Raw genomic sequence first — 21,222 nt, 5'->3', positions numbered from 1 at the left:
AACTACGATTGAGCGTCTTCAAAATACTCTCCTCGAAACAGGCGAAAACATGGATTCAAAAAACGCGATTAAAGCTGCGATGGATTTAAGCTCGATGGTCTACAGAGGCTATCTATCTGACCTGGACGATGCAGAGATGCTTCAGCGTCCCAGTGACGGCTGCAATCACTTCGCCTGGCAAACCGGTCACTTGATCGCTTCGGAAGTTGGACTGCTAGAGAGCATCTGCCCCGGCAAAGCCGCGACTTTACCTGACGGCTTTGAAGAAGCGCACGCCAAGGAAGCAGCCGCTTCGGACGACGCTTCGCAGTTTAAAAGTCGTGATGAATACATGCAGCTTTGGGATTCGGTTCGCGCTTCGACCGTTGCCGCACTTGATGGGCTGTCCGCTGAAGATCTGGACGCGGAATCACCTGAACACATGCGTGACTTCTGTCCCACCGTGGGCCATATGTTCGTGCTAATTGGCACGCACCCGATGATGCACGCCGGTCAAGCTGTGCCACTGCGTCGAAAGACGGGCAAGCCGGTGATGTTCTAATCGAATTGCGATTCGTTCCCACGCAATGCGTGGGAACGACATTCGCATACTTGACTTACAGCCCCAGCTGTTTCAGCTTCGGCTCTAGAGCTTTCGCCCAACGCTCATAGCCTTGAGGGCTGAGGTGAAGTAAATCAGGCATAATCGTTTTGCTGATTGTGCCGTCGGCTTCCAAGAACTGATCGCCGACTTCCAAGTACTGAACTCGCTCACCATCGGCCAAGCGTCGAATCTGTTGGTTGATCGCGATATTGTTCAGGCGTTTCAAGTCCAACGGCCCAGCACCGCGTGGAAAGATTCCGTGCAAGACGACTTTGGTCTCCGGCAATCGTTCGGCCAAGATATCTAAAATCTTTTTCACCCCCGCCGCGACTTCGCTCGGCTCTTGCTGAAAATGACCGGTGTTGTTGGTACCGATCATTAGCACCGCAACCTTGGGTTTGATCTTGCCGAGGTTGCCATGCGTTAAACGCCAGATCACGTGCTCTGTCCGATCGCCACCGATCCCAAGATTAATCGCCTTTCGGCTACCGTAGAATTTGTCCCAAGTAGCTTTCCCGCGACCTTCCCAGCCTTGTGTAATCGAGTCGCCGATAAAAGCCAAATCAAACTCGCCGGTTCGGGCCAGTTTGGTCATTGATGCGTCACGCTCTCGCCAGCGAGGTTCATCACCCCGCGTGGCCGGAATCGTGGCGGTGTTTACATCGTAGAAAGTGCGAAGATCTCGGTAGCGTTTTTGCATTCCCGCCAAAATATCGGCGTACTGCGGATCGGCGTGCACTGTCTTCATTTCTTGCGGATCGGTTTCCAAATCAAACAGATTCCACTCGCGAGATCGCGGAAAGAACATCAGCTTGTAGCGATCGGTTCGGACGCCATCATGAACAGGCACATTGTGGACGGCAGCATTTTCATAGTACGCGTAGTAGATTGCGTCACGCCACGATGCTGACGGTTTGCCCTGGTCCTTCAGCATCGGCACCATACTACGCCCCTGCATCTCCGCAGGCACATCGGCTCCGGCGGCTTCCAGAAAGGTTGGCCCATAATCGATGTTTTGGATCAACGCGTCCGAATCGACGCCCGGGTTGATCACACCAGGCCAACGAATCAAGAACGGCATCAACAACGATTCTTCAAACATCCATCGCTTGTCGTACCAGCCGTGTTCGCCCAGATAAAATCCCTGATCACTGCTGTAGGTCACGATCGTATTGTCGGTCAACTTGGCTTCGTCCAGGTAATCCAGCATGCGACCCACACCATCATCAACGGCTTGGATACAACGCAAATAATCTTTGATGTAGCGCTGGTACTTCCACTGCAAAACTTGCTTGTCGTTGAGTTCGCCCGACTTCATACGGCGAATGAACTCGTCATTTTCAGGCTGGTATGCCGCGTCCCAATCTGCTTTTTGCTGATCAGTCATGCGGTTGTACTCGCCGTTTTGATGGCGGGAAGCAAAGAATTTCGGGAACGGAGTGTCCCCGTGGAACTTCATATCGTGGCCCCAGTGAAAGTGCTTCTCCAACGACATCTCGTTTTGCTGCAATAGCGAACTGCGGTTGGCATAGTCGTCAAACAAAGTGTCCGGTTCGGCCACATCCGTGTCTTTGTAAAGCGAAAAGTGACGCTTCGGCGGTGACCAATTTCGATGCGGCGCTTTGTGTTGGCACATCAGGATGAACGGCTTGTCGGGATCACGCTCTTCTTTCAGCCAAGCCAACGCATTGTCCGTAATGATATCGGTGCAATAGCCGTCGTACCGTTTGCGTTTTCCATCCATCTGAATCAGATCGGGGTTGTAGTAACTGCCTTGCCCTGGCAGCACTTCCCAATGATCAAATCCCACGGGGTCGGACGACAAATGCCACTTGCCGATGATCGCTGTCTGATAGCCGACGTCTTTCATCAGCTGCGGGAATGTCAATTGATTCCCGTCAAACTTGTTTCCGTTTCGCAAGAATCCGTTCAGGTGACTGTGCTTGCCAGTCAGAATGCACGCGCGCGAGGGGCCGCATATCGAATTGGCGCAAAAAGAGTTGCGAAAGATCGCCCCTTCCTTTGCAATCCGGTCCAAGTTGGGCGTCTGATTGATCTTCGATCCGTAAGCGCCAATGGCCTGCGGAGCGTGGTCATCTGAAAAGATAAACAGAATGTTGGGCTGTTTTGCCTGACAAAGCGAGGGAACCGAAAGGCAACCAGTCAGCATCAAAACGATCTTGAGCAGCCAATTTGAACGGATTGGAGGCATGAGGGGCGAGCCTGGAAGGGGAGGGACTGAAGCAGGTGGTTGCCGATAAGGATAATTGTGCGGACCGCGCCGATCCAGCGGTCCCAGAAATCTGGCACAGAAAGCCACGTTTAAAGGCAGGCGATGCCCGGTTTGGGCAGCAATGAACACCTCTGTCGGTGCGTGAGTGCGGACGTCATCACCGTGCTAATTCCTGAGGATTTGCTAACGGAAAATTAACGTCGCCTTCATCCAGCAGCGGTTTAAGCGCTGTAGTGTGTCGCTCGTCGGGACGGGCATTTTGCCCAGCCAGAAGGCCTTGGGATGGTTCGATGTCAAACGTTTTAAAGCCGCAAACCTCGCCTGAGTTAAACGAGGAGACTCGGAACTATGTTCGCTGCGCCCTGCAGTCGGGCTTGGTTCAGCTAGATGATCTGAAAAAGATCGTCGCTTCGTTGCTAATTGAGAGCCCGGACATCTCTCCCAAACGTTTGTCCGACGGACTGATCGGAGGAGGTCTGCTGACTCAGTGGCAAGCCAACAAATTACTGGCGGGCAAAAAACGCGGCTTCTATCTTGGCAGCTACCGCTTGCTGCGACCGCTAGGCAGAGGAGGCATGGGCGTCGTCTACTTGGGGGAACACGATGTGATGTGTCGGCTGATGGCGCTCAAAATCCTGCCTCCAGAAGCGACACAAGACGCGCGGCGGATCGAACGATTTAAACAAGAAGCTCGCGCGGCTGCCCAACTGGATCACCCCAACATCGTTCGCGCCTATGACTTTGCCGATTCAGGAGGCAAACTATTTATCGCGATGGAGTATGTCGATGGCATCGATCTGCACCAAGCGGTTCTGCGCGATGGCAATCTATCTGTGTCCGCCGCGATCGACGTTCTAAACCAAGCCACACTTGGGCTGGCGCACGCTCACGATCGCGGCATTGTTCACCGCGATATCAAGCCATCCAATCTTTTGCTGCGAACCGATGGAATTGTCAAACTAAGCGATATGGGGTTGGCTCGTGTTGGATGGGACGACGTCGCGGCCAGCGAGAGAACCCGCTTAATGGGATCGATCGACTTCATGGCCCCCGAGCAAGCCATCAACAGCGCCGGCGTGGATGCCCGGGCTGACATCTACTCGCTTGGCTGCACCCTGTATTTTTTGCTGACCGGCGAAGTCCCTTTTTCCGGCGTGACATCCGATCAAAAGCTGGCCAAACATCAGACCACGCCGGCACCTGATGTGCGCATACAGTGTCCAGCCTGTCCCCCTGCGGTTGCCGAATTGCTGATGCGGATGATGGCCAAGCGTCCCGACGATCGGCCCAAATCAGCTGGCGCTCTTTTGGCATGGATCAAACAGATCAATTCTGGCAACCAGCTACCTTGTGAAGATAACCAGCCACTTCAGAGCATCGCTCCCGCTGGCGATACCGCGTGCGAAACGCAACTGTTCCAAAATACAATTGGCGATTCATCGCTTCTGTCAGGCGATTCGACGGCAGGATCCTTGGGTGCCGACGATCCGCCGTGGGACGAACTGAACCTGGGAGAGTTGCCTTCATTTGACGAACACGTTTCGTCTAACGCTTCCAATCCAGCCCAGGCCAAAAGTGCATCGGCGAGCGATCTGTCCAATACGTCGTCCAGCGTCTTTTCCGATCCGAAACGACAAGCGCAGAGGGAGCCCCAGGCAACGCCGACATCCAGTCATAAGACAGTCTCGATGCTCGGATTCGCATTTGCCGTGCTGGTTCTCGTTGTCGTGCTATCGATGGTCGGCTATTCAGCGATTGGCCCGTCGGATCCACACATGCCCAAGTTCCAAGATGTGAGTGATGGCAAGGGGCGCCACATGATCATTGTTCACGAATAAGTGCCCCGACCGTCTCGTATCCGAAAGTCAATTTTGCTCAGAAAACCTGCCGCGCCATTGTCGACCATCAAACTGATCCTCAACAACTCGGAAGACCGCGTCGAAGCCCCCATCTTCGTCGGCTACTACTTGCTTGGGCGGGACAAAGAATGTCAGATTCGGCCCAAAAGCACTTCGATTGCTGACCGGCATTGTCTACTGGAGCATCGACAGGGACTGCTGCGCGTTTTCGATTTAGATAGCCGTACAGGAACGTTTGTAAATGGAGAGAAAATTGCACCGCACCAATGGCATTTTCTTAACGACGACGACCGGCTTCGATGTGGAAAACTTGAGTTTTTGATCTGCGTCGAAAGCATCCAAGAATTTGCGTCTGCTGAGATAGATGATTTAGCCCAGGCAGAGGAATCTGCCGATTCGGATTTCGATTCCGATGTGTTCTCAATTCTTGAGGAAGCCGACAGCAAGCTGGAGTCGGTCGCCAAACCGATCCAAAAGTTAGGTGCTTTGTTAAATGAACTAAGTGACGATTCAGGCGACGTGGCTCGGTCAACCATTCGCTCACTTACCGAAGAAATGGACGACGGAAAGAAAGCAGCGATCAAAAAACCAAAGCCTCAGAAGCCGCTGAAAATCCCCAAAGGCAAACCGCTGAAGTCGAGCAAGGTTCGCGCACCACTTTTAACGAGAGTCGATCTTTCTGACCAAGAATCGATCAAAATGGTCGGCTCGTTGGTGCTGATCCTCGCCGCGATATCACTGTTTGGCTATCAGTTCTACAAATTTTCTTCGCCCACGCCGCCACGCATTGTCAGCGAAGAGTACGACGCTCCGTAGGCATCAGAAACTGCCCCAGCAAAGCCAAGCGAACACTACAGTGTGGGGGGCTGCCAAACTGGAATCCCTTTTTCGGCAAGCTGTTTGTTGTAACGCACTGCTTGAGGTTGTTCGGGGGCAAATACGGCATCTTCGTTGACCATCAACGGCAGCGTGTCCGACCACCAACGGCTGTACGCTTGACGCAGATCAGCGATCACATCGGGGTGATCCTCTGCTACGTCGTTGGATTCATACGGATCTGCGACGATGTCATAGAGTTCCTTGTTGTTGACGAATCGCCAACGCTGCGTTCGCACCGCATAATCACGGAGCTTCGATTCATTGGGGGCAACGCCTTTTTCCCATCGACCTAAGTGAACAAACAAGTGTCTATCATCCCAAGGAGCCGCAGGGTTTTCCAAAAGCGGAAGCATCGATCGTCCGTCGATCGCCTGGGCGCTATCGGGCACCACAACGCCGGCAAGGTCGCAAAACGTTTTGTAAAGGTCGATGTGAGCCGTCAACGCATTGATATCGACGCCCGCGCCAAGCTTGCCTTTCCAACGCCAAAACGCCGGAACATGCGTGCCGCCTTCATACGGAGAATTTTTGCCCGTCTTGAACCCGGCCGTGTGCAAGCCGACTCGCTTGCCATTCTGTTTTCCGCTCCTTCCGGCCTGGCCGTTGTCAGTCATGAAGATCAACAGGGTGTTGTCCCAGGCGTTCCACTGATCCAGCTTTTGCATCAATGCCCCAAAGTTATCATCAATGTTCTCGATCATGCCGTATCGACCGGCCGTATTCTGATCCCAGCCATCGTCCAAGAATCGTTTCTTGTAACTCTCTGGCGCAAGCATCGGGCCGTGTGGTGCGTTCGTCGTGACATACGCAAAATACGGAGTTTTGGATTCGTGATTTTTCTTGACCCAGCCCAACGCAGCCTGAAAAAACACATCCGTGCAAAAGCCTTCGGTTTGGACGATCGTGTCGTTGTGCAAAATCGCGTTGTCAAAGTACCGCCCTTTCTTAGCTCGATTGGGCGGGAAATCGGCACAGCTTCCCACAAACGCTTGCCCGATTCCGCCCGCACCGTGAATAAAGGTTTCGCTAAATCCGCGGTTGTAAGGCTGATACGCATCTTCGTCGCCCAAATGCCATTTGCCAAAAATGCCCGTCTCGTACCCTGACTTGTGAAGCAGTTCGACAAACGTGGTCGTGGACAATGCCATGCGTTCGCGTTCTTTGATCGTATGCGTCACGCCGTTGCGAAACTCATGGCGTCCGCTGAAGATTGCTGACCGTGTCGGTGCACAAGTCGGACTGACGTGGAACTCGGTAAACCGCGTCGACATCGCATGAAATCGATCCAGATTCGGAGTCCGCAGCACTTGGTTTCCTAGACACGACAAGTCACCCATCCCTTGATCGTCTGTCATGACCAAAATAATGTTCGGCCGGGAGCCAGCGAGCCCGTCCGCTGCAATCGCCTCCCGCGGCGGAGACATGGCCAGCAATGCAAAGAGAAAACCAGCGATACAAAGGCGTTCAGCAAGCTTCATGGGGTGAGTCTCACGAAAGCGAAAGTTGACATGGGTGCAGATCAACCATGTTAACAAGACTCAAGACGTTCCGATGAGCTTGGCCGCGCCGACAAAGCGTTAGGGCAATCTAATTTTTTCTATCGATGTCAACTCGGGACTGCCGCCGCGGTTCCCACTCCCCGACGCTGTGTACAGAAAGTCATTGACAATCGCAAAGCCGCTGCCATGACGACCGCGACGTAGTTTGGGCCAGTTCGTCCATTTCTTTGAGTCGGTGTCAAATGCTTCGACTTCTTTGTGCGCTGTCTTTTGCGTACCGCTTTCGCCGCCACCAACCAGCAATTGATTTTTCCACGCAATCGCCATATTGCCAGCACGCGGAGTCGGCAGGACTGGGCAATCTTGCACGCCCAGCCATTGCTTGGTTTTAAAATCGTAGACATCACACGCAGCAATCGTTTGGCTGAACGTTTTCTTAGTCTTTTGCGATGTCATTCGACCGCCTAACGCATACAAGCGGTCGCCCAAGACGACGGCTGGAAAATGATCACGTGCGTGCGGTGCGTCTTCCAATTGCGTCCACTCGCCGGTCCGCGGATCATACTCATCCAGCCACGATTGGAACCCATCAACGTGACCGTTGGTGATCCCTCCAACCAAATAAATCTTGCCGTCGTAAAGCACCGCACCTGCGCCGCCTCGACGACGCCCCGATGGAATCACGTGCTTGAAATCGAATCGATCGTCTTTGGGGTAGTAGACAACAATTTTTTCAAGCGGAACTTCGTTGGGGTACGGTCCCGTCATCGCTCCCATCAAATAAATCGCGTCGCCCAGCACAACCGCCTGGAAATGATGCAGCTCCTGGGGTGTTTCAGAATTTGCGGTCCAAGCATTCGTCTTCGGATCAAAAACATCGACGGGATTGATGCGTCGTCCACCGATCAGATAGAGCTTGGATTCAAAGTCGACCAACGTCGCTTCATGCCGCGCCGTGGGCTGGCCTGTCGCCGCGATGGTTTCCCATTCGTGCGTGGGCATCGCCGGTGCTTGAGCATTGGCTGAATTCAAAAGGCTTACCGCAAAGCAGCATGCCATCCCAAAGGTACGGAACATCAGAGTCACTTTTCTTCGTGCAGTATTTCAGTTAGCGACCCAGCCAGGCGATGTATCGCATCGATCGACGGGGAAATCCATGGGGAACTTGAACGCTAGAATACTGCAACCGAGTAAATCTTCTACTGCCGCTTGGTCGATTTACGTTACGTCGGACGTTTTGCGATGATGCCGCGAAATCCAAACACTGGTCGTCGAATGCCGGAGCACGTATTTCGACACGCTCCCCAGCAGCAACTTCCCTAAGAATCCACGGCCGGTATCTCCCATGACAATCAGATTGCTGTCCGATTCGGCGGCGTTGGCGATGATCGTTTCGCCGATATGCTCGCCGGTGGCAACTTGCGCGGTTGGCTGCGCGACGCACCCAGCCAAGGTGGCGACTAACTGCTCACCTTTTTTCCTGGCTTCGTCGACCGCAACTTCGTTGTGCTGGTCCAGAAGAACCGGATACTCTGACAAAAGCAAAACTGGAGCGGTGACAACCGAGAGCACATTAACGCTGCAGCATTGGGGCCAATCAAAGTGTTGAAGCTCGTCGACGGCGGCGGTTGAGCTCTCAGACCCATCATAAGCCAGTGTGATTCGGCAGGTGCCAGGTTCAGTATTTGCATCCTCCGATTCAGGACGAACAATCAAGACGGAGCACGTCGCATGAGTCGCCACGGAATCCGAAACGCTACCCAGCAAAATGCGTCCCACCGCGGAATGCCCGCATGCACCCAACACGATCAAATCCGCGTCGATCTGTTCGGCGAGTTTCAAAATCTCGTGAGCCGCCGCGCCATCAACATGGACGAAGTGTGTCTTGCTGCCAAGCGGCTCTAGCAAATCACGCAGTAAATTGTGATGGCTTGTGACCCGTTCATACTCCAGCTTTCGCCATTCGGGAAACCAAGCCTGCGACTGAGTCCCTCCAATGCGGTCAGGCGCGTAAGTGGTCGTTAGCACCGTCAGCGAAATAGGTTCCTTGCACTGAAGCGTCGACAAGAATTGCGCCGCGTGAATCGCGTCTTTGGAACCGTCGGTAGCAAGCAAAACATTCATCATCGACTCCCAGCATCAGGGTGCACAGAACAAACCGTAGCGAAAGCGATCGACTATCCAAGGCCCAATCAATGTAACACTGACTAGCCGCTGGACAATCTCCGCACAGCGAACTACTCAGGAGCCGCGTCGGCAAACTCGCCCAAGACATCCATCGTCGACACAATGCCGACTAAGTGATCTTTTGCGTCGACCACCGGCAGGTGATGAACTCGATTGCGCAGCATTTCTTGCGTCGCCTTTGCCAGGGTTGTCTCAGCATCGATGGTCGCAACTGTCTCGCTCATAAACGACTGCACACTTTCATTGCCCATACTGTGCATCAACTTGTCAAGCAAAAAGCGACGACTGGTGGGGTCTACCAAATCAAGGTGATAAAGATCGTCGTCCACGTCGCGCGTCATGTCGACCAAATCGGAGGTCGACAAAATACCGACACAGTGGTTATGCGAATCGATGACCGGCAATGCGGAAACGCGATTTTCCCCCATCAGTGTGAGGGCTTCATGGATTGTGTCGCCAGCGCTCAAGGTAACCACATCGCGACTCATGATTTCTTTGATTCGTCGGTCGTAGATCGAAGCTGGTTTGGCAGTAGTCATCGTCGTGAAGCCTTTGATTCAAGCGAAGTTGATTGATGGATGTCACGCGAATTCCGAGGGTCGAAACCGACGCGAATGACACCAGCTTGCTAAAGCAGATCGCGTGCCGATTCGCAAAAACGACACGCATACGCCGTGTGCGAAAAAGAAAGTGCGATAACGCACAGGGCTAAAACCAAACCGAGACGCAGCGACACGCGTTTTTGTCACGCTCTTTCGGCATCGGCCAAATAGCCAAGAAGTTCGACGACATTGATGGGCTTTTGCAAGACTGCCGTGGCACCGATGTTCAATGCATCCTGTGCTCCCGTGCTACCGGCATAGGCCGTGATCAAAAACGCGGTGACGGCCTTTTGTTTTTGCTTAATGATCCGCAACAGGGCTGCACCGTTCATATCGGGCATTTGATAATCCAACAGAACCACATCAAACGGCGTCAGATCCACCTGTTCAAGAGCGTCGTTTGCGTTGCCAGTCACCACTACTTCGTAACCGACGTCGTCCAAAATGTCGCGCATACTTGCGCAGATATCCTGGTGATCGTCGACGATCAAGATTCGGTTGTGTTTTGCGGACAAGTGCCTATCCCAATCATTGCGGTTGCTAGGTATTAAGAAACTTGCCAGTGTCAGGCTTTTCAGCCGCAGAGCCATCGGTCGACCTGTTCGCCACCGGCAGAACGATCGTGAACGTACTGCCGTCTCCCATACTGCTAGCGACTTCCAAGCGACCACGATTCTTATCTAAAATCGCCTTCGTGATTGCCAGTCCCAGCCCCATCCCGGCTTGCTTGGTGGAAAAGAGTGGCTCGGTGATGCGGGACATGTTCTCGGCAGAAATCCCACACCCAGTATCCTTGATCGAAATCGACAGTTCGTCATTATTCGCGAGTGCAGACAACGTCATCGTTCCGCCATCTGGCATCGAATCGCGGGCGTTTCGAATGATATTGCGAATCACGATCGGAATCTGTTTGGTATCGAATAGAGCATTCGGAAACGTGACGGGTAATTGATCATCGATCAAGACCTGCGACGGCAGAGACGTTTCACGGACGACTTCGCGGACGATGGGCCGTAAATCGCACGACTCGACATGGGGATCGGGCAACCGCGCGACGTCCGACAATGCGGTCACGACATGATCAATCGACGAAACCTGTCGGTCAATTCGTTCGAGATGCTCCGCTACTTTCTCCGGAGTCGCATGCTTAGCGTTGAGCAAATAGTAAGCCGACGTTTTGATGGCGTTGAGTGGATTGCGTATTTCGTGCGCGATCCCGCCCGAGACTTGACCAAGCGTTGCCAGTTTTTCAACTCGAATCAAGTCCGCTTGAGCTGCGTGCAACTCGGCTGTTCGTTCTTGCACTCGTTGCTCCAAGACATCGTTCATTTCCTGAAGCTTGGTTTCGGCGGCTTTGAGATGGGTGATATCACGAATGATTCCCGCAAACAGCCTTTGGCCATCCACGCTTATTTCGCTGACCGCTAAGTGCAGCGGAAATTCGCTTCCGTCTTTTCGCCGACCGATCACCTCGCGCCCAATCCCAATGATTTTGGCGACACCGGTAGTCAGATAGTTCCGCAAGTAGCCGTCGTGTGCCTCTTGGTGCGGGGTCGGCATCAAAACGTTGACGTTCTGTCCGACCAAGTCAGCAACAACGACACCAAATAGGGCTTCGGTGGCCGGGTTTGCCAGCTGAACAATGCCAGCCGAATCGATAACAATGATGGAATCAACGGCTGTCTCCATAATTGCGGCTAGCAGGGCTCGTGACTGCTTATCCATTGACACTTTTCCATTGCGAAATACTCACTGGCTGTCCAACGTGTTTTTCTTTTTTGATGACGGCAGACGAATCGTCAGAACAGCTCCCGAAGCAGACGGCGTCTGGGCGGCGATCGTCCCTTGATGAGCCAAGACAATTCGTTGGACAATGGCCATCCCCAGCCCCGTCCCGGCGCTCTTGGTTGTAAAAAACGGCTCGAAAATCCGCTGCTGTTGCTCGTGGCTGAGCCCCGGCCCATTGTCGGAAATGGTGATGCTTACGTCGCCGTTGGTTTCTTTGGCCCCCGCTACACTCACCACGACAGGATCCGTTCCAGCAGCAATGGCGTTTTCAAACAGGTTGCGGAAGACCTGTTCCATGCGAAGCTCGTCAACCAACGCGATCAGCTCGTCCTCGCCCGATTGTTGCACCAGCTGCACGTCGCGACCTTGACGACTGGACTCCAAATCTCGCCAGCATCGCTGCCAGATTTGCACCAAACTGATCGGCTTGCAGTGTAAAACGATCGGTGCGGCGTAAGACCGGACTTCTTCCAGCAGTGAATTGAGATCCCGAGTCGCGCGACCGATCTTGGCAAGATCTTCTTGGCACTCAGGCTGATCGGTCAGTTCCAACGACAGCAGTTCCAGGCTGGATTGAATTCTTTGCAACGCGTTGCGACTCTCGTGCGCCAAGCCTGCCATCGTTTGCCCGATGGTCGCTAGACGCTCGGCGTGAAGAGCCCGATCGCGAGCCGCAATGTACGCAGTGACATCGACGCCAACAGACAGCACCGCATTGGTATTGCCCCAATCGTCCACCAGTGTTGTATTGGCCCAGCGGATTGAGCGACGTTTGCCGTCACGAGTTCGGACCTCGTTTACAATGCCGCTGGTGTCGACGTCGTGCGTTGTTTGCATAAAGACTTTCCGAATACTCGCAACATCTTCTGCCGGAATGAAGTGTCGGAACCAGTCCTTCCCAATCAACTCCGACAACGGCCACTGGGTCAGACGAGCAAAAAACGGATTGTAATCGACAATGGTTCCATCCAGATTAAGAACCAAAATCACGGCTTCGGCCGTACGCAAAACGCGCTCGGCAAATTGCTGTTCTCCCCGCAGTTCGCGTTCCATTCGCCGCCGCTGGCTGATTCGATTCAGACTCGCACGCAGTGCTTCCGGATTGATGGGTTTCAGAATGTAGTCGCTTGCGCCGTACCGCAAAGCGGCGATCGTGCTTTCGATATCGGCGAAGCCCGTCACGATGATGATGTCGCCAAACGGAATCAACTCACGCAATTCGGGCAGCAACTGGTCGGCGTTGGCATCGGGCAATTTCCGATCCAAAATGATCGCGTCCGGGACAGTCTGCTTCGCCAAAAGGCGGCCTTCAGCTGCGGTGCCTGCAACCTGGATGTCGTAGCCGTCCAAGTCCAGAATGTCACTCAGATTGACTTGCGTATCCGCATCGTCTTCGATCAATAGGACCCGTAGGCGACAATCGTTTGATGGTTCAATTCGCGTCATGGATTAAGTTTCGTCCGGCGGATTGTTTCTAGCAAACGCCCGTTTAGGTTGATCGTTCCGTTTTGCAACTCGCCGTCAGCGTCGGCCAAAGTATCTGGTTTTCGAGTTCGATTCAGCACATCCAGACTAGCTGGACGTCTTGTCTTCCGGCATTTCAATCATCAAATCACACGCTGACAAGGCTACCGCGCTCGCTGAGTCACTTACTGATCCAACCGGAGTGCGACCGTGCGTATTTGTCACAGCCGTGCGTTTTAAGCGTACCAGTGATTCGTACCCGGCATGTGTTGGCCGAATTACAAATCATCCATCGACTTTGAAACAGGCCGTTAGCGGCGTTTACCGGCCGTTAGCAGACACAATTCCCCCGGCAACCGCCATTACCGGACTCAGCCGAGGTTTTCGGACAACGGGCATTCAATGCAACGGCACCGATTCGTTGGCCGATTCTGTAATGGTACATGATTCGCTTCTTGGGTTTGATTGATGGCTATTGGTGACGGCAAAGGTCTCCCAGTAGCTGCTACGCCGATTCATGGACGCCGAACAAAGTCGATTAAGAGACATCGCCCAATGACTGACACCGTACTAAACCTTTTGATCGTCGAGGACGAAGACGATTTTCGCGAGAGTTGCGCTCGCTGGATGCAACGTAAAGGTCACCGGGTGACTGCGGTGGGCAGCGGTGCCGAGGCGCTGGGACTTTGCGAGACGCAGGATTTTGATGTCGCGGTGTTTGATATGAACATGCCGGGCATGTCGGGGCTGGAATTGTTGCAACGCGTTCATACGTTGGACATTCCGATGGAAGTCATCATTTTGACGGGGCAGGGCACCATTGAAACTGCCGTGGCGTCGATGAAATTGGGGGCATGTGATTTTTTGACCAAACCCTGCTCACTGGGTGACCTGGAACACCACTGCCTATTGGCATCGAATCGCGGCCAGTTGCGAAAAGAGAATCGTCAACTCAAGGCACTCATCTCGCGCCAGCGTCCGGCGATGGATTTGATTGGTGATTCGCCTGCGATGAACCAGATATCGCGACTGATCACCAAGGTCGCACCAACTGACAAACCTGTTCTAATCCAAGGCGAAAGCGGTACAGGCAAAGAGGTCGTTGCGCGCGCAATTCAGCAAAACAGTCTGTTGGCAGACAAGCCGTTTGTGACAATTAACTGCGCCGCGTTGCCAGAACAGTTGGTCGAAAGCGAACTGTTTGGCCACCAGAAGGGCGCGTTTACCGGCGCCGTGACTGAAAAACCAGGGCTGTTTGAAATCGCCGATGGCGGCACGCTGTTCATTGACGAAATTGGCGAACTACCTTTGTCGCTTCAACCAAAATTGTTGCGAGTTTTAGAAGACGGATCGATGCGGCGCATTGGTTCGCACAAAGAACGCATTGTCAAAGTTCGCATCATCGCGGCGACAAATCGCAATTTGACTGACGAAGTCAAAGAGGGCAATTTCCGCGAAGATCTTTTTTACCGTATCAATGTCCTGTCGCTTCAACTGCCGCCACTTCGCGAACGAGCCGGTGACGTCGATCGGCTGGTCGATCACTTTACACCCGCTGTCTGGCAAGTAGACGATGCCGTTCGGGCGGCGTTGAACCGCTGTCCTTGGCCAGGCAACGTTCGGCAGCTGATCAACGTGCTGCAGCGTGCAATGATTCTGGCTGACGGAAATGAAATCACGATCGACGACCTGCCTGCGGAAATCGTCGACGGGCGTGCTGGTCGACGCATCGATCCGGGATCACCATCTCAATTGATGCCGCTTGATGCAGCCGCAACCTCACGACGTACTGGCATGCTGTCTACCAAGTTGGATGACATCGCCAAAGCTCACGTTCTGGAAGTGCTTGCGGCCGAAAAGAACAACAAGGCGCGGGCCGCTCGTAAGCTGGGCATCCATCGCCGAAAACTGTACCGGCTGCTGGATCGATTTGCTAAAGACGAGGCGGCTGATTCATCGAAAGCAGAATGCGAATTGGCGCCAAACGAAGCCAGTCCAGCAACGTAGAATGATGGCCGCCGGCCACTCTTTTCTCGTAGCTGCCGCGTCCACCTCACTTCTGCCATCTTCTGACAAGCCGGCCACGACGATCACCCATGACAACCCCCCTGCAACGAGTCGGTCGAGGAGCGATTTTCCTGTGTCTCGTGGTGGGCGTCTCCGTCGTCGGATTTCGCTACTTGGAAGGCTACGACTGGATTGAATCGCTCTGGCTGGTCGTCGTGACGATATCGACCGTCGGTTTTGGCGAACATAGTACACTCTCGCCCACATCGCAGTTGCTTGTCGTATTGTTGATCCTGCTGGGAATGTCTGCCGCGGTGTATACGATCGGCGGCTTCATCCAGTTAATGTTGGAAGGCGAAATCGAAAACCTACTGGGAAAACGACGCATGGACCAAGAAATCAGTCGCCTCTCCGGCCACGTGTTGCTGTGTGGCTACGGTCGCATCGGCCAAAGCTTGGCTGCAGAACTACGAACCGGAGGCAAGGAAGTCGTGGTGTTGGAAACCAATCGAGACGTTCAAGAGGAAGCGGTCGCCAACGGATTCCTTTGCGTAATCGGCGATGCAACCGACGAGTCTGTTTTGACGGAAGTGGGAATCTGCCGAGCCGGCGCGATCGTGACTGCATTGCCAAGTGACGCAGAAAATGTGTTCGTGACGCTGACCGCACGAAACATGAACTGCGATCTCCAAATCATCGCCCGAGCCGAGATGCCCTCCACCGAAAAAAAGTTGCTGCAAGCGGGTGCGAATCAAGTGGTGATGCCAAGTCTGGTCGGCGCACGACTGATGTCGCGAATGATCACTCGCCCAACGACAGCCGACCTGTTCGATTTGGTAACGCACAGCGGATACGAAGATTTGGAACTCGATGAGATCAGTGTCACCGCGGGAAGCAATATCATCGGAGCCACTGTCGCGGAAACGGAGGCGCATCGCAAACACAAATTACTGGTGGTTGCGTTAAAACCCAAAGACGGTGAATTGCTATTCAATCCCGGTGCTGACCAAGTTTTCCAACAGGATGACACCGCGATCGTCATGGGAAACGCCAAGGACATCAGCCGTTTTCGCCAAGTGTATGGCCTGGCTTAAGACGCCGACTGCGTGGGCAGATCCGACCGCGGCGTTTCAACGATCAGCCTTCGTTTGACTCAACTGGCAAACGTCCTCTTCAAATACATCACGGCATTCACCCCGGCAGTTCAGCTCGCCGCGACCTGCTTGCCGCTGAGCCCCCACCGACTCGGTATTAATGGGCACAGTCAACTGAAATCCAGTCAATTGATAATCAGTCGACTCGTTGTCAGTCATCTGATAGTCAGTCACCTGACAGGCACTGCCGTCATCGACCAACTGATAGACAACCGTCTGACGGTTCACTTCGCGTGATTGAACCGTAAAAACCGCCTGACCAATCAACAGCCGATCGCTGGGCCGCAGCCCGAGCAATCGGCCCTGAGTCGGCGAGATGCGAATGCGATCTCTGCCCGCCCAAGACCGAATCAATCCACAAACCGAGTGAAAGTGAGACACAGCCATGCACTCCCCCAGCGCTAGTTGGACGTCGCTGACTTAAGACGTTCAAGCTCTTCATTGAGCTTGCCTTCGCGTTCCTGCTTCTCAAACTGCCTCGCTAGTTCGGCTGCATCCGGGTCTTTGCCGTCAAGCCGATCCCACGCCTCGCTCATGGCCTCCTCTCGATCGACTTTCTCTTCCAAGCGATTGAACTGAGCAAACGCAGACTTGCTGTGCGTACGGTCCAACGTTTGATTGATCTTCTGCGACGACGCCGCACGGGTGATTCGTGCGGTCAACAGTGTCTTCTTTTGTTTTGCCTGGCGAATTTTGTCTTCTAAATCAATGACACTGTGCTGCAGTTTTTCGACTTCGCTTTTCTGACGCTGGTGGTCGTCTCCAAATCGCTCGGCTCGTTGTTGGGCGGCCAACTTCTGAGCCAGTGCGGACTTCGCAGCCGACTCATCGCCCCGCTTCATCGCCTCTTCGGCTCGCTGCATCCACTGCTGTGAATCACTTTGCTCTCGGGCAGTGCGTTTGCGAAGCTGAATTTCGTCCGCAACCGCCTCGGCGACACTGCCGCGTACACGGTCGAGTTCTTCTTCCATATCGATCAAAAGCTGGTGCAACATTCGTTCGGGATCTTCGACCTTTTCTCGCAGTGAAGTCATGCTGGACCGCATTACAAGAGAGAATTGATTAAGCCATTGCATGGTTCGTTTCCTTGAAGAGTAGTTAGTTAAAAAGGGATTCGTTTCAAAACATCCATTAGTTCCAAGTCGCCAGTTCGGCGGACAACATCCGGATTCGGCTGAGCAGATTCTCGCGATGATTTTCGCAGAAAGCCGCCAAAGCGATGACGCCGACTCCGAGCACCACGCCGCAGATCCAGAGGAGATTGACGTTGTGAATCGTTGACCGAATGACCATGGCGACCAAGTCCGTTAGCAAGAACGCTGATCCTGCATACACAAGCGAGCGCATCCGTAGCCCGATCGCCGCCAAGATCACGACCACGCTGAGCACCATCAGAGCGAAAATGTGCCCCCAGCTTCCGCCAATCACTTCGGGCAATGGCGAACAGAGCACCGTCAGCAGGCCGATGTAATGCAGAGGCGTGTGTGCGACTTTGGGTAGTTCTTTTTTCATGACTTCGGCAAAGCCCAAAATCGAAATGCCGATGGGCACCAAGTACAACTCAGGTGCATTCCAGCTAAGTGATTTCCAGAGCAAAAAGGCACCTGCGTTGGCAATCACCAAAGCCGGCAAACACAAATAGGAGCGTCGCAACACCATTGCTTGATGAAAATAAATCCCAGCAGCGATCATCAGCGACAAGGCATTGAGCGCCGTCAGCGAGGAATACACGCCAGAGAATTCACGGAACATTGCCAAACAGGCAACCAGAGCAGGCAGCGACTGACCAATGATCGACATTGGACGGCGAAGCACCGCGATGGAAGGATGGCGCTGCGAAAGATGGGCAACCGAAAACCCGACGACTGATAGCGTCAGCAGCACCAATTGGCTGATGCCCACGCCAAAAGAAATGATTTCATGTTGGTACAGGAAAAGGGCCGCAGCTCCACCGATCAAGCAGGCCGTCCAGACTCTCCACTCCGAAACTCGTTTCAGGGCCTGAGCTAGCTCGGTCGTGATCAGAGCACCGAAGCCTACCATCACGAGCACGACGGATACCCAATCCAACTGATCCAACAGGAACGCCCCCAGCATCAGAGGAATCAATGAGATTCGCAAAACCGTTGCCCATTGGCCAGCCAGCTTGTTTGCGTACCAACGGGCAGGCATTTCAAAAGCCAGGACGGATGCACATCCAACAAAGAACACCTGCGGCAAAGCTGCCAGGACAATTGTCCCGCTCAGTCCCGGCAGCACCCAACCGCTACACCCACCAACGCCTGCAGCAAACAAGAGCACGTTGACATTGGCCAGAATGGCAAGGTTGCACTGTTTGAATTGATCCCACCGTCCGATGAAGGAAATTACCAGGGAAGCAATGCTGATCAATGCAACGATTCGCATTGGCATGTCAAACGAAAGGCAGCTGATCGCCAGTAATCCCACGCACCAAACGCGGCCGACTTGCATAACCGCGGTGATGCCGGAAGCATCTTCAAGACGGACGAGTAATCGGTGGCTAAAAACCGTCAACGCACACTGAACGGTTGCCCAAACCAAAAACAATTCAGTCACACCGCTCAAAAAACCAGCCGTAATCAACGTCGAGCTGACAACCAAAGGCAACAACATCGCGGCGATCACCCCAAAGGCACGATCACGATTGACCGCCGCGAACGTGAACAACCAAGCCAGAATCGCGGTGGTCGACCACCCAAAGTTACTTAAGTCAGCGGTCTGCAAACCCATTAACGCAGCATGTTGAATGATTACCGCCGGGATATAAACCAACCCAACCAGACTGCAGAGCACGATGGTGCTGAGATCAAATACCGGCAAGCTGAACGCAGCCATACTTTTCACAAAACCGCTGCCAACATTGTTCGGTCCAGCTTTCACCCCACTTTCCAGAGGAGATCCCAGCCCCAGCCAACGACGCATTTGGCCCAAAGATTCCGTCCCTGATGCCGACTGCAAATACTTCAGCAGACCAAAGCTGACAATCGAAATGCCAACCAACGCGTAGACGCTGCAACTGACCAGATCGACCGCTTCGATCCCTGTGCCAGCCGCCATCCGTAGCGTCGCGTATCCCGACAGCACCCACACACTGGCGGCCGGAAAATAGTGCGATTCGCGAATCGTGTACCTGACCAGTGCGGCCATCAAAAAACCAAATTGCAACACCGCCGGAAGAGTCAAAGCTTCGCTAAACATCATCGCCGTGCTGACGATCCAGTGGATCGCCAGGGCCACCGCCAATACGCAACCGGTTAGACGGATCACTTTCCGGTTCGCTCCGTTGACCGCCCTCCCTGACTGATCGTTGCACACTGCAATTCGATTGACCAAACGGTCGGGCCACGCAGTCACATTCATCAACAAAGCGACACCCGCCAAGACTGTCGGAACCCACGACAGCGAAAGGTCCGTGTACTGCATTTGGTTCATCGCTGGAATGGCCGTCCCGCAAGCAACCACAAACGCCAGTGTTGCAGGAATGCTGTAACGGCGATCCCGAAACACGATAGCGTACGCCAGGAAGGCGACCGAATTGGCCGATGAAACCAAGAACGGCGAGATGAATTTCAGCGATACGATATCTGCCAGAGCAACACAAAAAAGACCTGCCGACACCACGGTAACAAATTGCTTGACGGGAACATAAAATTCCAATCGCTTTTGATCTGCAAATCGCCGTCCGATCAACGCCAGTCCGCCCAGCAGCGGCAAATACGTCAGGCCGTACATCGACAGTGGCACGCGAGATTGATTGATCGCATCGGCTGTCGCACTCTTTGCCATTTGCACCAAGTCCGCGAACAAAGTGGGCGAGCACTGGTAAGCTAAAGCAACGACTGCCAGGGTTGCCCACACCAACGCGGGATGGCGTGTGTCACGAGCCACCATTGCCATCAGGATGGCAACCACGATCGACGTTGGAATCACGGCGTAGGTTGTTGATCCGACGTAAGAAAACCCAATCAGGGACAGCCCCAAACCAGTGACTGCCGCGATGAGTCCAACAAATAGCGGAACGGCGATCGCCCAAGGCAGCGGGCGGACCAGATCACCAGTGCGCTGACGAAAGACGTCCGCTACGGTTCGCGTTGTCATCAAAATCGTCGCTGCAACCATGGCGACAGCGAATCCAATCCAGTGCGCCGGCAACATTGCTCCGGCTTTGACACCGACCAAAGTCACAAGTTGGAGGCCCAGCATAGCGATGGGCAAAAAACCAAAGATCCGCGGTAGTTGATGCTGTTCGGCAAGCCAAAACGTATGGCGGTTTACTTTCACCACACCGACGGTAAAGACGCACCAGCAGATCGCCACGAAGACAAACGCCAAAGCGGGCGATGCGATCGCTGGCAAAGCGCCGGCGATACACAACAGCCCAAAGCTGATCAAAAACGTCGTCTGTCGACCTCGTAGCCAATGATCCAAGATCGTGGTCGATGCCAGCCAAAGCAGTGCAATCGCTGGCAACAGCAATCCCAGATACTTCAGCGAATGCAGGTTTGCCTGAACGGCCGTGCCGGCCGACAACCACGTCAGCGACAGAAAACAAACCGGCAACAGCAACAGCGTCAGCGATTGCAAAACGTGATAGGTCGCCGATAACTTCAAACGACGCCGAGTGATTTCAGCGGCAAAAAAGATCGCACTGGTGTAGCCGACAATCGTCAAGTATTTCAAAGCAACAGACCAATCGGGCCAGGCTTTGGTGACCAACATCAAGGAAGAACCAAACACGATCGCGGCGCCAACAATCAGCATCCACTTGATGTTCTTTTCTTGAAAAAAGCTGTGAAAGAACGTTTCAAACCAAGACGACGAACTGTTCTCCGGCGACTGGGTGGGTGTTGGATAGCGAGTGGAAGACGCCGAATCGTCGATCGTTTGAGACATGGCCGGTACCCGAATTTCCGTGTAATGATGCGGGACACCCTGGATGACAAGGT

At 53.8% G+C, this 21,222-nt stretch carries 16 protein-coding genes; 5 read left to right on the top strand and 11 right to left on the bottom strand.

What is annotated here, in order from left to right; all coding sequences use genetic code 11:
* Positions 1–49: 49 nt before the first annotated feature.
* Complete coding sequence (locus K239x_RS07020; RefSeq protein WP_145417071.1) at positions 50–541, top strand: DinB family protein; 492 nt, start codon at positions 50–52, stop codon at positions 539–541.
* 55 nt (positions 542–596) lie between these two features.
* Here K239x_RS07020 and K239x_RS07015 read toward each other — a convergent pair whose 3' ends face one another.
* A complete protein-coding gene (locus tag K239x_RS07015; protein WP_145417070.1) occupies positions 597–2,795 on the bottom strand; it encodes a sulfatase/phosphatase domain-containing protein in 2,199 nt (732 codons plus the stop codon).
* A gap of 311 nt (positions 2,796–3,106) precedes the next feature.
* Here K239x_RS07015 and K239x_RS07010 point away from each other — a divergent pair, with 311 nt between their 5' ends.
* Complete coding sequence (locus K239x_RS07010) at positions 3,107–4,654, top strand: serine/threonine-protein kinase (RefSeq protein ID WP_145417069.1); 1,548 nt, start codon at positions 3,107–3,109, stop codon at positions 4,652–4,654.
* 57 nt (positions 4,655–4,711) lie between these two features.
* On the top strand, positions 4,712–5,491 hold the full coding sequence (locus K239x_RS07005; protein WP_419189763.1) for an FHA domain-containing protein: 780 nt from the start codon (positions 4,712–4,714) through the stop codon (positions 5,489–5,491).
* Between the two features lie 35 nt (positions 5,492–5,526).
* Here K239x_RS07005 and K239x_RS07000 read toward each other — a convergent pair whose 3' ends face one another.
* The 7 genes from K239x_RS07000 to K239x_RS06970 form a co-directional block, all read right to left on the bottom strand.
* Positions 5,527–7,032: an arylsulfatase gene (locus K239x_RS07000; RefSeq protein ID WP_145417067.1), complete on the bottom strand. Its 1,506-nt coding sequence runs from the start codon at positions 7,030–7,032 to the stop codon at positions 5,527–5,529.
* Between the two features lie 99 nt (positions 7,033–7,131).
* Positions 7,132–8,130: a Kelch repeat-containing protein gene (locus K239x_RS06995; RefSeq protein ID WP_419189762.1), complete on the bottom strand. Its 999-nt coding sequence runs from the start codon at positions 8,128–8,130 to the stop codon at positions 7,132–7,134.
* Between the two features lie 141 nt (positions 8,131–8,271).
* Positions 8,272–9,180, bottom strand: a complete 909-nt coding sequence (locus K239x_RS06990) for a universal stress protein (protein WP_145417066.1) — start codon at positions 9,178–9,180, stop codon at positions 8,272–8,274.
* 110 nt (positions 9,181–9,290) lie between these two features.
* A complete protein-coding gene (locus tag K239x_RS06985) occupies positions 9,291–9,779 on the bottom strand; it encodes a CBS domain-containing protein (RefSeq protein WP_145417065.1) in 489 nt (162 codons plus the stop codon).
* A 206-nt stretch (positions 9,780–9,985) separates the two neighbouring features.
* Positions 9,986–10,357 carry a response regulator gene (locus tag K239x_RS06980; protein ID WP_419189761.1) on the bottom strand — a complete coding sequence of 124 codons (372 nt, stop codon included), beginning with the start codon at positions 10,355–10,357 and terminating at the stop codon, positions 9,986–9,988.
* A gap of 25 nt (positions 10,358–10,382) precedes the next feature.
* Entirely contained in the window at positions 10,383–11,567 is a 1,185-nt protein-coding gene (locus K239x_RS06975; protein WP_145417063.1) for a two-component system sensor histidine kinase NtrB, read from the bottom strand.
* A 24-nt stretch (positions 11,568–11,591) separates the two neighbouring features.
* Positions 11,592–13,076 carry an ATP-binding protein gene (locus K239x_RS06970; RefSeq protein WP_145417062.1) on the bottom strand — a complete coding sequence of 495 codons (1,485 nt, stop codon included), beginning with the start codon at positions 13,074–13,076 and terminating at the stop codon, positions 11,592–11,594.
* A gap of 573 nt (positions 13,077–13,649) precedes the next feature.
* Here K239x_RS06970 and K239x_RS06965 point away from each other — a divergent pair.
* Positions 13,650–15,101, top strand: a complete 1,452-nt coding sequence (locus K239x_RS06965; RefSeq protein ID WP_145417061.1) for a sigma-54-dependent transcriptional regulator — start codon at positions 13,650–13,652, stop codon at positions 15,099–15,101.
* An 89-nt stretch (positions 15,102–15,190) separates the two neighbouring features.
* The gene (locus tag K239x_RS06960) at positions 15,191–16,195 is read left to right on the top strand and encodes a potassium channel family protein (protein WP_145417060.1); all 1,005 of its coding nucleotides are present in this window, start codon (positions 15,191–15,193) and stop codon (positions 16,193–16,195) included.
* A 36-nt stretch (positions 16,196–16,231) separates the two neighbouring features.
* Here the strand turns inward: K239x_RS06960 and K239x_RS06955 are convergent, their stop codons facing one another.
* From K239x_RS06955 to K239x_RS06945, 3 genes are read right to left on the bottom strand one after another with little or no spacing between them, the layout of a single operon-like run.
* The gene (locus K239x_RS06955; RefSeq protein WP_145417059.1) at positions 16,232–16,636 is read right to left on the bottom strand and encodes a hypothetical protein; all 405 of its coding nucleotides are present in this window, start codon (positions 16,634–16,636) and stop codon (positions 16,232–16,234) included.
* Between the two features lie 20 nt (positions 16,637–16,656).
* Positions 16,657–17,331, bottom strand: a complete 675-nt coding sequence (locus tag K239x_RS06950; protein WP_145417058.1) for a PspA/IM30 family protein — start codon at positions 17,329–17,331, stop codon at positions 16,657–16,659.
* Between the two features lie 55 nt (positions 17,332–17,386).
* Complete coding sequence (locus tag K239x_RS06945) at positions 17,387–21,169, bottom strand: hypothetical protein (RefSeq protein WP_145417057.1); 3,783 nt, start codon at positions 21,167–21,169, stop codon at positions 17,387–17,389.
* Between the last annotated feature and the right edge of the window lie 53 nt (positions 21,170–21,222).

It is taken from the genome of Stieleria marina, assembly GCA_007741555.1.
Classification (GTDB): Bacteria; Planctomycetota; Planctomycetia; order Pirellulales; family Pirellulaceae; genus K23-9.
This window is presented reverse-complemented; position numbering and strand designations above follow the sequence as displayed.